The sequence below is a fragment of the Sphingomonas sp. H160509 genome, assembly GCF_024124765.2.
Taxonomy (GTDB): domain Bacteria; phylum Pseudomonadota; class Alphaproteobacteria; order Sphingomonadales; family Sphingomonadaceae; genus Sphingomonas.
In genome coordinates, this window is the sequence record NZ_JAMXSR020000002.1 from 1,162,418 (window position 1) to 1,176,004 (window position 13,587).

The following is a 13,587-nucleotide window of genomic DNA, read 5'->3' on the forward strand; positions in this document are numbered from 1 at the left end:
GTTTCAATCCTGTGCACAATTGGGACGATGATGCCTTTTGTAAAAACTTAATCGTTACGGCACCACCTCATACCGAAACCCGTCCCAATGACGGACGACGGTATTCGTCTTGAGCTTGAGCTTCGCCGCCCATTTTGCGCCGAGTGTGATCAGGCCGTCCTTAGAACCGTCCGGCAGCAGTTGCCCCGCGTCGACGAGTTGCCCGGTCGGAGCAGTAGCCTTTATCGGCGCGACCACCACCTTACCGCCCTGGACGCACGTCGGCCCCAGGATCAGCTTCGTGTTCTTCGATCCCGGCTTGATCCACGAGACGCGATACGAGGGTGGAACATGAAGCTCGCACTCATCAATCCGCACAATGCCACCGTCACCTTGAAACCCAACGAGCAGCCCGTTGGGGTCTTCGTTCCAAACAACCAGCTTCCGAAGATGGATGTTCCCGGTCACCACCGGCGACTGCAAAGCCGCCACGTCGCCATCACGTGCGTTGCGGCTCACCAGCGTATCGCCGACCAGCGGCCCCCATACCTTGAGGCTTACTCGGCTGTCCTCAACCGTGACGGTTCCCGTCATGGTCGTTGTGGCCTTCGTGTCGATACCGGCGTCCCAGAAGCGCTTAAACGTGCCCCCGTTGATCGTAAGGAAAGTGCGCTGCGCCGCCATGATACCATCGCGGTTCGGGAACGCGGCCTTTGGCTTGACGCTCGTTAAGTAGTTGCCGATCGCCGTCACGTTGCGGATCGTCATGCTCCCCGCGACCAGCGAGAAGGCGGCGCCAATCGAATCAGGGCTGCCCGCATCGCGCCATGTCCCTCCGTCAATCGTGACCCGCTCGGACTCGTCCTGGATACGCACACCTATGTTCGTATAGGTTCGATTTACGTCCTTCGCCGTGAAGTCGTCGTACTTATGCATGCCCTTTTTAGGTTGCGCGTCGATCCAGTTATATACCTTGGCATCTGGCATGGGACCGACTGCCCGCGGGGCAGTTTGCGCAAAAAACGGTCGCGCAGCACAGCATGCCGATCGCGGCGATGAGGTGACGGATCATGGGCGGCTCTCGATCATCTCTTGCTGATGCCATTGGCCGTCAGCATCGTACTGAACTGTCCACAGCTCTGCGTTGACTATGAAGGTGCCGAACACCGCGTTGTTTAGGACTTCGACCGCAGCATCGCGATCTTCGAAGGGGCCGTATTCGCGCACGGACCCTCCACCGCTGTCAACAATCTTGATCATGTAAGCCATGCGATATCTCCAAGGTTGTTTAGGAAAGGATGCCGATCTTGGCGTTGTCGATCCACGGAACGGTCAATGCGCTGCGCCCATGATAGCCAACGCGGGTCGAGGTCAGCATTGCCCCCGTCAGCCCGGTTGGGGTCCACTGGATGACTTCGTCACCGTTCATGAGCACGCGACATTCGTCGATGTTGCTCACCGGGTTCAGGCGAGCCTCAATAATTGTTTCATTATTGAGAGGACGGGGCACGGGGTTTGGCGTCGCGACAACCAGGGTTAGGATGCCATTGATGTAGCGGAAGATTTGGATGGTGCCGGTCTCGTTGATGTTCGACTGCCACCGGAACCCGAGATAATCCGAACCAACCATCCGTACGCAGACAAGCGAGCCCCAGTTGGCCATGCCAATGTCAGTGATGCCGTGATAAAGGTTGCTGCTTGCAAGAACCTTCTTGTCCCGAACTATACCACCACCGGAGCTTGTCGTAACGCAGTTGATATGGCCATCCTGAACTTGGATTGCCCCCGCCAGGCCCGATACCAGTTCGAAGTCGGCTGATCCGGTCGCGTTCAGATTTCCATCGTCGTAATTGAAATCCCTGATCGTTGGTAAGACCGCAACTACCGAGACGGTAATTGGAACCAGGGTATAGTTACCGTTTGCGGCGGTAGCACGCAGCACGATCCGGTAAACGTTGTCCTTATCACTGTCCGCCGGGGCCGCGATATTCAGCGTACCGGTCGTCAACACAAGCCCGGCCAAGGCGAAGTCGTCAACATCGTCTCCGCCCTCGATAACGACATTCTGAAGCGTCGAGTTCGGCACCACGAACGTCAGCGTCGTGTTTAGCGAGCCGGTCTTCTCGATGACGAAGCTGCTTGGCGAAGTCAGCTGTGGTCCCTGCGTGGCGATCGGCGGATCGAAAAAGGCGCTGTTCGGATCGATCTTTTCTAGGATCGGACTGTTCGGACGCCGCCTGATCGTATGGTTGGTGATAAGCATCGGATAAGGCGCAGTGAAATCAGCACCTCCGATAATTAGAGGCGCGCCGGTGAACTCCTCCAGCGTGACGTTCTCCATCTCGACGGTGGCATTGTAGCTGCCCTCTTCTGGATACGCGACGGAGCCGACCCAGATCAGCGCACCGCTGCCGTTCTCGCCATACTGCTCCCCGACGCGCTGGAACTGCGCGAACAGGCTGTCGGCGATGTAGACACCCTTGCCCCAGATACGAGCAATCCGTTTGCTGAAGCCGCCATAAACAATGAGGTATTCGTTGCAGGTACCTTTGCAGTCGAACGATCCGTCCGTGTGCCAATCGCTCTCGACGAACCGGTACATATTGCCGTAACTGGCGCCGTTGTCTTCGCCGCCATCACCGTTCCAATAGGCGGTTCCACCATCCTGGTAGGCTCGTGAAATCTTGACGCGCGAGTAGGTTACCCGACAAGGCCCGCAAGCGTTTGACGCGCCTGCGACAGCAGTGAACGAGGTGGGTTCAAGCGAGAACAGCGAGGCGAACGGATCGCCGAACACGCGCCGACTGTCGCCAGACACGTTCTCGAACACGGCGTCGAGGCTGCTGTAGCGCAGCCGGCTGAAGCTCCGTTCTGTCCCGTAGAGATGGCAGTTTCGAACGACCAGATCGAGGATCGACGCATCGCCCGAGCTGGTGCCGAGATACCCAGAATTCTCAATCAAGCGGTACAGGTTTTCTGCATCGATGTCCTCGAACGTCACGCCTTTACTGGTCGTCGCGAAGTTGATCGATCCGCCAGGGCCACCGTTCTGAACAATCAGGTTTTTGAAGGTCAGAAAGTTTGGGCCAACCTCGACGTGTCCGAGGCGAATGCCGTGAGCACCACTGCCGGCGTCGCTGATCTTGATAACGGCAGACGGCGCCTCGATCGTATGGATGCCCGTGCCGGCGTCCACGATATCGATCGCAGCACCATTAGGGGTGGCAGAAATCTTGAAGGTTCCGCCCTGCTTACCGTTGGCGCCACTGCGCACTGCGTAAACAGTCTGGCCCTGAGTAAGGTTGGCGGGCAGCGTTCCATTGCTCCGCAGAATACCCGGCTCTCCGGTCACGAACCACCGGGCGAACTTGCTGTTGGTTCCGGGGAAGGTGAGCTGGTCGGTCGCTGGATCGAATGCGATCCGAGCCACCATGTTCGCGCCTCGCGTACTTCCCGAGAGACGCAACACGTTGGGCGTTGCTGTCTTTATGACACAGTAAGGGCGATCGGCGGTATAGTTTGCCGGCAGCGCGCCTCCGGTATTACTGAGATAAACGATCTGTCCGGTACGCACCTCCGCATAAGTTATCGGGTCGACAGTGATAGTCTCGTCTGCTGCATTGGCGGTAAATGTCCGCGTCGCAGCAATCGCGGTAAGCGTATGAACGCCGGTCCCCGCGTCCGTGACATCGATTGCGACACCCGCGGCCGCATTCGCCGGCGACGTGGCTAGTTTGGCCTGCTGTGCGTTCGCCAGTTTGATGACAAAATAGTCGGTGTTAGCTGCGGACCCGCCCGGCAATATGCCCGTCGTGGTAAGCCGCACTCGAGACCCGGTAACCAAGGCATGCCATGTCTCGGTGGTCGGCAGGGTGAAGATGTCGTTGGCCGGATTGACGGTAAAGGCCGAATAGGCGTGATGCATCCGCATCATACCACCGCCGACGGTCAGAGGCCGGGCGAAGCTTTTTCCGGCGTCAATGAGCGGCCCACGGCCTCCGTCATGCACTGCCTTCCAGTTCTCGCCGGTCGCGCTGTTCACACCGCAGATGAGGACGGGCTGGTTCTCAAGGCCACCTGCCCGCACGTTTGCATAGGCAGTGATTGGGCCGTTCTGGGCCTCGACGTGAACGGTGCCGCCTGGCCCTGCCGCAACGATCGCACGGGTCAGTTCAGAGAATGCCATTGCGTTCGACCAGCTGGTGCCGTCACCGGTGCCACGGGCAACGTTGGCGACGCGAACTACTGTGCCGGCGGTCGGCGCCATACCGCGCGCAATCGTAGGCGCTGCGGTCGCTACCGTTGGAACGCCCTGAGGAGATGCAGGAATTGAACCAGCGCTGCTCGCAGGTCAGCGCAGTTCCAATGTCCGCCGCCTGGCGGGTATACACTTCCCGGAACGCGCCGGGAATGTCGGCGCCATTACGCTTCCACTGGTAGAGATTGTACGGCGACGGGAAACCGGTTACGCGACCGTCGATGCACATGACGGTCTGCCCGACTTCGTTTCCGCCTACGATCTGAGCAGGGCTGGTAATCTGCACCGCCTGCGCTGCAACATCGGTGTCAACCAAAGCATCGACAACAGCGCGGCTAAGCGACCAGCCGAAGTCGTCGACTGCACGCACGGTGGAAAGAAGGTATAGACGACGTCCGAATGCGCCCTTTACCTTGCGGGTCGTACCGTCGAGGGAAAAGAAGGTCGACCCGTCGGTGAACACCTTCGGAAGGTTCTGGCCGGCAGGAGCGATGGCGGAGTCGATAAGCTTATAATCGGTCATGCGATTACTCCTGCGCCGCTGCCCACTAGGGCGGTACGGCTGATCTGATTTGCTGTGATGACGAAGGTCTTGAGGCGTTGAGCCATGCTCGGAGCGATTTCGCCGGCAGGTGAGCCGACCCCCGATGTTCGGGTCATCGACGGAGCGGACATCGCGAAATTACTGATCCGTAGCGACGTTTCCGGGGAGGGTGTCGGCGTCGGCGTCGGCGTCGGCGTAGGGCTCGGAGCCGGAGAGACTCCGCCAGCGATGGGCGTGCCGATCGCGGCGAGGATGCCGGCCAGCGCCCCAATCATGACGACGCTGTACGGAAGGAAGACCCGCCGGGTCGCACCCGCATAGCCATGCTGGATTACGACTTCCGTCAGCATCGTCGGATCGAGAGCGCCGCCTGCCGACAAGACGCCGGCCTCCAGCGGGTTCGCGGCCGTGGCAATGCCCGACCGAACAGCAGCCGACGCGACGGTATCTTCAAGAGTAAGGCGCGCGGGGCGGCGATCTGGGAACCGAGGGTCCCAGAGAAGAATGGTCTTCATGGTCAGATCCTCAGTTCGTAGGCGGACAGTCGGCGGGCGCATGGCCGGTCGAAAGGATTGCCGACGTGCAGCGGCGTTCGAGCTTCACGGCAGCAGCGCGGGTGTTGCCTCGCAAGACAGCGGCGATGGCCTCGGCAAAGCGCTCGTACAGTTCGGCCAGGACGCCCTTGTCGATCGCCACCAGCTCGCCGGTCGGCTTGGCGCTGAGTGGCGTCAGGCGTTCGGCTTTCGTCAGTTCAGGGGGCAGCGTCGGCAACTTCGGCCGCTCGGTTCGCGCGATCGATGCCGGCGTTGATGCTGTCGCGCAGGCGGTCGACAGGAGCGGCAGGCAGAGGCACGCTAGGAGCAGCGGCCGGAACGGCATCGAGAGCATCGCGGAGATCCTTGATCGTGGTTTTGACGAGGGCATCGGCCAGGTCGTCGGAGCGGCTGACGCTGCGCGCGATCGCGGCGGTGGTGTCGGAGGCGGAGCGCTCGTCGGTGCGCGCTTCGGCAACGCCGGCAGAGTGCGCGCGCTCGGTCTTCGCGGTGACCTTCGCCGCGCCAGCCGTCTCGCCGTTGTGGCGGATCAGCGCGACGCCGGCGACGATCGCCAGCAGTAGACCGACGGCGATGATGATGCGGATCCGCGTCATGTGACCACCGCCTGGCACTTGGCGCGATCGACGTTGCCGACCCGGTGCGCGATCCAGCCCTTGTAGAAGACCTTCAGCTTCGGGTTCACGCAGACCAGGCGCGCATATTCGAACCCCTGCGCCGCATCGAGCTGGTCGAGTGTAACGGCGCAGAGGTTTGCCGCGCCAATCCGCGACTGGCACGCGCGGTACGCTGCGATCGTGCCCGGGCCGACGCGTCCGTCGACCGTCAGCGTGGTACCACACACCGCATTGGTCGAGGCCTGGAACCACCGCGACGGCCGCGCGGAACCCATGTTCACGGTGGTGTCGAACAACTCCTCGGTGACTGCGGCGTCGATCGGCACAAGTGCCGCGTAGCCAGGGTCAATCAGGTACCGGCGGTAGTAGATGCTTTCGGCCACCTCGCGGGGTAGCGTCCGCATGGGCCCGGTGTAGCCGTTTTGGATGGCAACCACCTTGGTGATGCCCATGTGCGTCTCACCGCCGGGGTCTGCCGGATGATTCACGTAGCCGCCTTCAACAGCGATCACGCTTGCGATCATCGCCAGCGCCGCGGCTGCGATGCCCCCGGCTGCCTTCGGCGCGACCTTGCCGCTGATCGAATTCCACAGGCTCTGACGCTCGGCCGCGGGCTTCTGCGGAATCAGCCGGGCGACGATCGTCGCAACGAACAACAGCGTCGGGATGACGTGTGCGACGGACTCGGGAAGAAGGCTGCGCACGTCTTCGGGCAGGCCGTTCCAGATTTGCAGCAAGGTATCGGGAGCAGCTGCGGCCAGCGCAGTCAGCAGGGCGCCGAACGCAGACAAGCGTACGGACCACAGGCGCCAGGCATGGCGCCAGTTGTCGATCAGTTTCATGATGGTCTCCGGTGGGTGGCGGCGATCGGCCGCGGCGTTCAGACCTGGTCGTAGGTCGACGAAAGCGCGCGGACGCCGCGCAGCAGACCGTCGCGATCGAGCGCAGCTTCGGCCTGCCCGATCAGGATAATGATCGCCGGGGTCGGCGCGATCGGCGGGTAGGCCGTGTTGAGAACAGCCTTCAGGGATCCGGCATCGCGCCGCGTGCGGCTCGCCGCAGCCGGTACGAGCATGAACAACGTACTGACGACGATCATGACCAGGCCACCGTCGATCATGGCGCTTTGCTCCCTGTCGAGTTTGGTACTGCCAAGACCTCGAGCTTTGCCTCGATCCGGGTCGTGCGCGCGTCGATCGCCCGGAGCTGCTCGTCGCGTTGCTCGAGCACCGTGATGCGGCGGTCCTGCTCACGCACCTGGTTGATGACCCCGCCGATCGTCAGCAGTGCGCCGATGATCAGACCAGCAGCGGTGATGACAGGGACCCAGGCTAGCCAGCGAGGCGGCGCGACAGAGGCGCTCATAGGGGACCGGTCCGCGCGACTGCGCGGGCCGCGAGGCGAACGTTATTCATGATCGTCTCCTGGACCTTAGAGCGTCACGCCGGCCATGGCGGCGAGCTGGCGTTCGATGCGGAACCGCTCTTCGGTCTGCTCGTCGCGGTTGGTGATGACGCAGCCGTAAAAATCGCCGAACATTGCGTTCTGGCCGTTGAAATCGGCACCGATGCGGCACTGCCCTGCGACCGGGTAAGGGTGGGTCGGACTATCGACGATATCGATCTGCGGCGGTTCGCCAGCGTTCACGCGACCGTACCCTGGCACCGTCTGAAGCGTGAGCACGCACCGGGTGCCGATGTTGGCCGCCTGCGTGTTGCCGCTGGTACCGCCTCGAAGGCGGATCGCGTAGGTCGCGCCGCCTTGAACAGACATCCACCACGCGCCGTTGAAGGTGGTCGCAGTACTCAGCGACCGCGGCGTGTGCAGCAGGATCTTGTTGACCGACGACTGGTTCTGAATTTCCTGCGGGTCGCGGCGCTGCATCAGAACAGCGGTTACTTGCGCGAAGTTCATGTCGCCCGGCTGGCCGACATCCCAGTAGCAGTTGTCCATGTAGGCCATGTACGCGCCGTCGATGATCTTCAGCGCCGGGACAAAGGTTGGATCAGCCTGCCGCGCGTGCTTGCCCTTGCCCGACTGGTCAGTGATCGCGGCAATCGGATCCCCCGGGATTGATCGCCGGGATCGTCATTTCATAGTCCTGCCAGATGAAGCCGGGCTCGATCGTGAGCCACGCTCCGGCGGTTGCGGGCGGGCGGTATGCGCCGGTCTCTGTGTAGGTGCCCTTATTGAACAGGTCGTTCGCCGCGATCGGATCGTCGGCAACGTTGTTGATCGTCACGTTGACCGTGCGGACCGCCGAGGGGTTCCGCTTGAGATCGTACATCACGATGTCGCACGAGACCGTCGGGCTGGCGAGCTTCTCATAATCCTGCCGGAAAATGTTGAGCCGCCAGCCGTAGGTCGAAAACTTGTCGCGGTTCTTTCCAGGCAGGATGCGGAGCTGTGCCGGTTCGTTCGCCGTGATGATCCAGCCGGCGGTCACATTCTCGTTGATGGCGAAGTCGGTCGCGGTCTGGATCACAGGCGACGTGGTGTCGGCAGCAGTCGACATGGTCGTGATCGATCCGGCCGGGTTCCCCTCTCCTGCAGCTTCCGCGATGTAGAGCGCCTGGCCGCTAGGTACCTTCGTGTTCGACACGGTCGCCTGGTCGAGCACGAGGATGCCGCCCTGCTCAGCGCGAAACGGCTCCCCGGTGATGCCGGTCTTCTGTTCGAAGCGGCAGTTATAGGCCCGCACCAGCGAACCGTAGAACACGGACAGCTGCGCCTTGGAGAACGGCTTTGGGGGGCCGCGGTGCCGCGTTGTCCGCGCGCTGGTCGTATCCTTCGCAATCGTACAGATCGACGAAGCCCCACAGGCGGTAGTTGCGGTGGTTCTCGCGCATGACACAGCGCCGCAGGACGATGTTGTCTCCTTTGAAATCAACGCCGCCATCGGTGCAGTTATGCGCGACGCAGTCTTCCATCACGATGTTGATGTTGCCGCGTTCGCCGGAGTAGCCGTCGCCGTTCTGGTAGGCGTGCAGGCTGTCGACGACGTTGCCCATCGTGCAGCGACGCATGACGATGTCGCGTGCGTTATCGTCGAACACGATACCGCTGGCGAAGTTATCACCGTCCTGCTTCTCGCTGTCGCCGATGCAGTCTTCGAGCAGGATGTTCGTGCTGTTCCACTGGATCTTGGCAAAGAACTTCGAGAAACCGTTGACCGTTACACGCTGCATCGTGAGGCCGGTGATGTCGGCCGGATCGGTAGCGACGGCAGCGTCGTTGACGAAGAACGCGGCCACGTTGGTCGCGAGCATGTCGGTGATCGTCAGGTTGCTCAGCGACTGCCGCGCACGGAAACAGCCCCGGCCCAGATTGCGAAACGCCAGATGCCTGAAGGTAAGGTTGTCGGCGCCGCGATTGAGACGGAACACCTCGATCCCGTAGATCCCGGCCGCGGCATCGTTCTTTGCGTTCCACATGTGGCTGCGGTCCGGATCGACCAGCCGCTTGCCGACAAACTCCGCCATCATCGGATTGCCGTTCACGTCGACGCCGCGAACGGTAGCGCCGCCGTTGGTGATCGTCAGGGTCGAGGTGAAATTGTAGCTGCCCGCGTCTGCGCGGATCCAGACCTCGGCGCCGGTGATCGCCGCTCGCGAAATGAAAGTGTTGAGCTGCGATAAGCGGCCAGCGTTTGCGACGTCGGAGCCTGACAGGTCACCGTTGCCGTTCGGTGATATCCACAGCGGCATGGGACCGGTCGCCGGAGGCGTCTGGTCGACGTCGGGCGCGTAGAACAGTTCGAAGCTGGTGACCTCCTCCTCCAGGTCGAGCTCGATGCGCGAGCAGCACAGCCTGGCATCGACCGCCTGTTCGACGTCGACCAGGCGAACGGCCGGCGTCGCGACCGATGGGTCGGACCATACCAGGGCCGCGACGCTGACCGAGAAACGCGGATCGCCGGCGAGCACCAGGCCGCGCTCGTCGACGACAGTCTTGGCGTTGGCCAGGAGATCGAAGAACCCTTCCGCTGGTTGCAGCGAGCCGTCGCGGGCACCGGTAAGCGCATCGCGCACCGCGGTGTTCTCGTAGCGCTCGATGATCGCTTCGCGCGTCGCCGCGGCGATGTCGTTAGGGAGCGCGCTCAAGATGTCTTCCAGATGACGGTCGCCGCCTTCACCGCGTCGGTTTCGGACGCCGCGGCCTTGACAGCTCGCTTGGCGATCTGCGCTTTTGCCTCGATAAGCTCGGCACTGCCCGACGAAGTAATGCCATCGGCAAACCGCTTCAGCACCGCCGAGAGCTTTTCGCCGGTCAGCGCAGCTTCAGCGGCCGCATACGGATACTTCGCCTTGCGATCGGTCAGCGACAGAGCATCGAGCACTGTGGCGACAATGCCGGCGGAACGGTCAACTTCGACGCTCTTGCGGCTGTAGATGTACTTCTTAGCGCCACCGGTGGTCAGCAGCGTCATCTGCCGCGTCTCGCGTTCGTCATCGATCTGGGCGAGCAACCGTGCCTTGACCAGGGCCATGTCGGGTACCCATCCGGTGACCGGCACGTACTTCTCGCGCGCGAGATCGCCGAACCGCGGCACCTCGTAAGCGGTCCAGGTGGCATTCCAGGACCGCGTTGCGTTCATGCTCGGATGGACGTCCGAATAGACCTGCGCCTGAACATCGCCGGTGCTTAAGAGGATAACCCACTGCTTCACAGTCCAGTCCTCACGGTGAATGCGCCGGCGGGATCGCCCTGCCCTTTGCTCGTGCCGGCAACGGGGAGCGCGCGGAGGAGCGGCGCAGCATCATACGTCGCACCCGGCGTCAGGCCGGATACGGTGATGACACCCGTATTGAGCCGCCCCTGCACGACATCGATCTTGCCCGTCGTGGTGTTGCCCTGGCGGTAAGCATCGGTGCCGACGATCTCGGCAGCCGCGTCGGTCCAGCTCGAGCCGCCAGCCGGACGATACTGCAGGCGGGTTGCTGCCGTGAGCACACCGTAGTCGAACGCGGGCGAGCCCTCGTTGCGGAAGTAGTAGGTGACGTCCATCACCATCGAGATCCTGCCGGCGCTGTCCGCCTTGGCCGAGACGAATGATGTCGGTGCCGCTGGATAGGTCGGCGCACGGCTCTTGATCGTCGGGAAGGTTGTCAGCGATGCGCTGCTGTCGGTTGGAGGCGGTGCGACTGCGTCGGGCAGGTTAATCGTCACGGTACCGGGCAACACGGCATCCGCCAGCTTGGAGACGATCTGGATCGTGCCCGACGTCATCACGCCGGTGATCGTCAGCGTACCGCGTGCGATCGACGCCGGATCGTTGTCGATCGAGGCAGCGATCGACCCGGAGATGACGATCGCGAAGTCGGTCTGCGCGGATACGTCAGCACCACCGCGACGTCGGGTCGCCTTGACCGAGACGGGCAACTGACCGGCGACGATCGCACCCGATGCGTCGGTCGAAATGTTGATGACGGTGTCGGAAAGGTCGAGGCTCTTCGTGATGTCCGAACCAAGCTCGGCCGGCTTCCATTCGTCGATCGGCGAGCCGTCGGCGTAGGTCGCCTGGATCGCCGGGTTCATCTGGTACCAGCTGGGCCCGGGCAGCGCGGCCGTCCCGGGCGTCGTCGAAATATACAACCAGCGTGAACCGTCGGCGAGGTCGACGATATCGCCTTCGCGGTACGTCATCGTGGCGACGTAGAGACCGCGCGGTGTGAGCGGCGCTTCGAAGGCGATGTCGGACAGCGCATGCACGGTCCAGGTCGGCTGCGCCTTGATATCGACGCGCCACCACGGCGTGCCGTTCTCGATCTGCTTTACCGACGATACGGGCGGCAGCGCCGAGCCGTCCGCCTGCAGCGTTGCCATCACGTCGCCGATCGCGCCGACACGCGCGACGAACAGCTTGCCCAGCCAGCTGACGCCGGCGACGGCGTTGACGCTCTGCGCGATGCGCTGAATCAACTCGCGCGCAGTGGTCTGGGACGTAACCTGGATCGACAGCGGCATCGGCCGAAATGCGTCGAGCGCGTTAAGCGATGCCTGGTCGACGCGATCGCCAGCGCCGACGATATCGGCGATACGACGGATCAGCTCGCCCGGGTAGCGCGGGTAGCTGCCTGACTGGCCGCCGGTGTCGCCCTTGACCAGGTAGCTGAGCGTTCCTTCAGGCGGCGCACCGTGGCGGACCTTGCCCTCGGCCAGACAGGTTGCGAACCGTCCGGCCGGGATCGTCGCGGCAACCAGCGCCGCGTGATCGGCATAATCGGCGATCGCCGCGGGAAAGCGCGAAAGCTCATCGAGCGCGGCTTCGACCGCGTAGATCGGGCCGGCGCCGGAGATCTGCACAACGGAATTGGCGACGTCGACGAGAACGCCGGTCGCATAGCGCGGAGCGCCCAGCGCTAGCGGCTTAGCCGTACCCTTCAGGTCGGCCGGACCTTCCGCTCCGCCGGTGCCGGCATAGGTGCCGAGCACTGGCTGATCGAGCCAGGCGTCGTCGACTGCGATCGAGGCGGTAGCGATGCCGGCATCGATCGACGGCTGCGCCTTTACGCGGCCCTCGAAACGCTGCGTCCAGCTCGCGAACGGTGCACCGACGTCGCCGGTCCAGATCCGCACCGGGGCGCCGGCGTAGCGCAGCGCTGGCGCGTCCTTGAACGGCACGCACGAGAACGACAGGTTCGACGCCGGCGTACCGACCTGCCCGTCGAACTCGCCGGAGAACAGATCGTAGGACAGCTTGGGCAGCTTCGCGATCGCTGGCCACCACACGGTATCATTCAGATGGCAGACGCTGCTTTCGTCGACGCTGGCCATGCGCAGGGTCACAGGCGCCAGCGTGCCGGCAACACGCGCGACGATCTCGATCAAGACGCCCTTCATCGGATCAAGCTGACCTGGTTGATCTGCCAGCCCCAACCGGCCGCGCGGCGCTGGATGGCGGTCAGGTCACCGACGAGCGTGCCGTAATAGCAGCGGCGCTGACGCTGGACGTCCGGCGTCGGGTCGGTGCAGACGAACACTTCGCCGGTGTTGCCGACGCGCTCGATCAGCGGCCGTACAGCCGACTCGACCTCGTCCTTATGCACCGCGTTGAACTCGATCGCGATCGTCGGCAGCTTCACGCCGTCGCGCTTCAGCGGCACCCCCGCGAGGACAGGTCGTAGCTGCCGAGATCCTTGACGCCGAACTTGCCACCGAACCCGAAATTGCGGTGCAACTGCAGCTTCGCGCCGAGCACCAGGCGGCCGACGGTCGCGGCCGCATTGCCGAGCCCGGCGATCGTCAGGCGGACATAGCGGCCGACGATCGACGCACCCGACCACCAGCCGATACCGCGGCCGCTTTCCCATGCCGCAGCCCCGGCGAGGAACGGCAGCACACCAGTCGAAAAGGTGCCGGCCGGGAAACCGGACCCCTGCCCTGCAGTCGCGACCTCGACGGTGAGCGTCCAGGCCCCGGTTGCGCCGTCGCAGCCGAGCAGCGCTGCAAAGTCGAGCGGCCGATCGGCGCCGAGATCCACGACCAGGCTCTGCGAAGCCGTGCCGGCAGCCGACTGCCAGGTCACGCCGAGATAGTCGTTGCCGACATACGCCGGATCGTGACCGGCCGCAGCGGAGCTGGCCGTCACGCCGGCGAAGGCGAGCGGCTTGACGATGATCGCATTCGCCATGT

17 protein-coding genes are annotated in these 13,587 nt (G+C 63.2%); all 17 read right to left on the minus strand.

The annotated features are described in order from the left end of the window. Positions 1-54 precede the first annotated feature (54 nt). On the minus strand, positions 55-915 hold the full coding sequence (locus NHF48_RS07255; protein ID WP_253070687.1) for a hypothetical protein: 861 nt from the start codon (positions 913-915) through the stop codon (positions 55-57). A gap of 132 nt (positions 916-1,047) precedes the next feature. Then, the gene (locus NHF48_RS07260; RefSeq protein WP_253070688.1) at positions 1,048-1,248 is read right to left on the minus strand and encodes a hypothetical protein; all 201 of its coding nucleotides are present in this window, start codon (positions 1,246-1,248) and stop codon (positions 1,048-1,050) included. Between the two features lie 19 nt (positions 1,249-1,267). Continuing rightward, on the minus strand, positions 1,268-4,246 hold the full coding sequence (locus tag NHF48_RS07265; RefSeq protein ID WP_253070689.1) for a hypothetical protein: 2,979 nt from the start codon (positions 4,244-4,246) through the stop codon (positions 1,268-1,270). Further along, positions 4,188-4,760 carry a hypothetical protein gene (locus NHF48_RS07270; protein ID WP_253070690.1) on the minus strand — a complete coding sequence of 191 codons (573 nt, stop codon included), beginning with the start codon at positions 4,758-4,760 and terminating at the stop codon, positions 4,188-4,190. Before NHF48_RS07270 ends, NHF48_RS07265 begins: the two co-directional genes overlap by 59 nt. After that, a complete protein-coding gene (locus tag NHF48_RS07275; RefSeq protein ID WP_253070691.1) occupies positions 4,757-5,296 on the minus strand; it encodes a hypothetical protein in 540 nt (179 codons plus the stop codon). Before NHF48_RS07275 ends, NHF48_RS07270 begins: the two co-directional genes overlap by 4 nt. Positions 5,297-5,306: 10 nt before the next feature. After that, a complete protein-coding gene (locus NHF48_RS07280; RefSeq protein WP_253070692.1) occupies positions 5,307-5,552 on the minus strand; it encodes a hypothetical protein in 246 nt (81 codons plus the stop codon). After that, a complete protein-coding gene (locus NHF48_RS07285; protein WP_253070693.1) occupies positions 5,533-5,931 on the minus strand; it encodes a hypothetical protein in 399 nt (132 codons plus the stop codon). Before NHF48_RS07285 ends, NHF48_RS07280 begins: the two co-directional genes overlap by 20 nt. After that, complete coding sequence (locus NHF48_RS07290) at positions 5,928-6,794, minus strand: glycoside hydrolase family 108 protein (RefSeq protein ID WP_253070694.1); 867 nt, start codon at positions 6,792-6,794, stop codon at positions 5,928-5,930. Before NHF48_RS07290 ends, NHF48_RS07285 begins: the two co-directional genes overlap by 4 nt. A gap of 38 nt (positions 6,795-6,832) precedes the next feature. Continuing rightward, entirely contained in the window at positions 6,833-7,072 is a 240-nt protein-coding gene (locus NHF48_RS07295; protein ID WP_253070695.1) for a hypothetical protein, read from the minus strand. Beyond that, positions 7,069-7,317, minus strand: coding sequence for a hypothetical protein (locus NHF48_RS07300; protein WP_253070696.1), 249 nt, complete (start codon positions 7,315-7,317; stop codon positions 7,069-7,071). The genes NHF48_RS07295 and NHF48_RS07300 overlap by 4 nt, the downstream gene beginning before the upstream one ends. A gap of 66 nt (positions 7,318-7,383) precedes the next feature. Beyond that, positions 7,384-7,914, minus strand: a complete 531-nt coding sequence (locus NHF48_RS07305; protein WP_253070697.1) for a hypothetical protein — start codon at positions 7,912-7,914, stop codon at positions 7,384-7,386. A gap of 79 nt (positions 7,915-7,993) precedes the next feature. Then, complete coding sequence (locus NHF48_RS07310; protein WP_253070698.1) at positions 7,994-8,653, minus strand: DUF515 domain-containing protein; 660 nt, start codon at positions 8,651-8,653, stop codon at positions 7,994-7,996. Continuing rightward, positions 8,640-10,055 (minus strand): hypothetical protein, encoded by a 1,416-nt coding sequence (locus NHF48_RS07315; RefSeq protein WP_253070699.1) that lies wholly within the window; start codon positions 10,053-10,055, stop codon positions 8,640-8,642. Before NHF48_RS07315 ends, NHF48_RS07310 begins: the two co-directional genes overlap by 14 nt. After that, positions 10,052-10,621, minus strand: coding sequence for a hypothetical protein (locus NHF48_RS07320; RefSeq protein ID WP_253070700.1), 570 nt, complete (start codon positions 10,619-10,621; stop codon positions 10,052-10,054). Before NHF48_RS07320 ends, NHF48_RS07315 begins: the two co-directional genes overlap by 4 nt. Further along, positions 10,618-12,795 (minus strand): hypothetical protein, encoded by a 2,178-nt coding sequence (locus tag NHF48_RS07325; RefSeq protein WP_253070701.1) that lies wholly within the window; start codon positions 12,793-12,795, stop codon positions 10,618-10,620. The genes NHF48_RS07320 and NHF48_RS07325 overlap by 4 nt, the downstream gene beginning before the upstream one ends. Continuing rightward, positions 12,792-13,058: a hypothetical protein gene (locus tag NHF48_RS07330; RefSeq protein ID WP_263816810.1), complete on the minus strand. Its 267-nt coding sequence runs from the start codon at positions 13,056-13,058 to the stop codon at positions 12,792-12,794. Before NHF48_RS07330 ends, NHF48_RS07325 begins: the two co-directional genes overlap by 4 nt. Beyond that, complete coding sequence (locus tag NHF48_RS07335) at positions 13,049-13,585, minus strand: discoidin domain-containing protein (RefSeq protein WP_253070703.1); 537 nt, start codon at positions 13,583-13,585, stop codon at positions 13,049-13,051. Before NHF48_RS07335 ends, NHF48_RS07330 begins: the two co-directional genes overlap by 10 nt. Between the last annotated feature and the right edge of the window lie 2 nt (positions 13,586-13,587).

What these genes read in the sequence shown, in the direction of transcription:
- NHF48_RS07295 (WP_253070695.1), bottom strand. Translation starts at nt 7,072, where the DNA reads ATGATCGACGGTGGCCTGGTCATGATCGTCGTCAGTACGTTGTTCATG.
- NHF48_RS07300 (WP_253070696.1), bottom strand. Translation starts at nt 7,317, where the DNA reads ATGAGCGCCTCTGTCGCGCCGCCTCGCTGGCTAGCCTGGGTCCCTGTC.
- NHF48_RS07305 (WP_253070697.1), bottom strand. Translation starts at nt 7,914, where the DNA reads ATGGCCTACATGGACAACTGCTACTGGGATGTCGGCCAGCCGGGCGAC.
- NHF48_RS07275 (WP_253070691.1), bottom strand. Translation starts at nt 5,296, where the DNA reads ATGAAGACCATTCTTCTCTGGGACCCTCGGTTCCCAGATCGCCGCCCC.
- NHF48_RS07270 (WP_253070690.1), bottom strand. Translation starts at nt 4,760, where the DNA reads ATGACCGATTATAAGCTTATCGACTCCGCCATCGCTCCTGCCGGCCAG.
- NHF48_RS07335 (WP_253070703.1), bottom strand. Translation starts at nt 13,585, where the DNA reads ATGGCGAATGCGATCATCGTCAAGCCGCTCGCCTTCGCCGGCGTGACG.
- NHF48_RS07265 (WP_253070689.1), bottom strand. Translation starts at nt 4,246, where the DNA reads ATGGCGCCGACCGCCGGCACAGTAGTTCGCGTCGCCAACGTTGCCCGT.
- NHF48_RS07260 (WP_253070688.1), bottom strand. Translation starts at nt 1,248, where the DNA reads ATGGCTTACATGATCAAGATTGTTGACAGCGGTGGAGGGTCCGTGCGC.
- NHF48_RS07290 (WP_253070694.1), bottom strand. Translation starts at nt 6,794, where the DNA reads ATGAAACTGATCGACAACTGGCGCCATGCCTGGCGCCTGTGGTCCGTA.
- NHF48_RS07285 (WP_253070693.1), bottom strand. Translation starts at nt 5,931, where the DNA reads ATGACGCGGATCCGCATCATCATCGCCGTCGGTCTACTGCTGGCGATC.
- NHF48_RS07255 (WP_253070687.1), bottom strand. Translation starts at nt 915, where the DNA reads ATGCATAAGTACGACGACTTCACGGCGAAGGACGTAAATCGAACCTAT.
- NHF48_RS07325 (WP_253070701.1), bottom strand. Translation starts at nt 12,795, where the DNA reads ATGAAGGGCGTCTTGATCGAGATCGTCGCGCGTGTTGCCGGCACGCTG.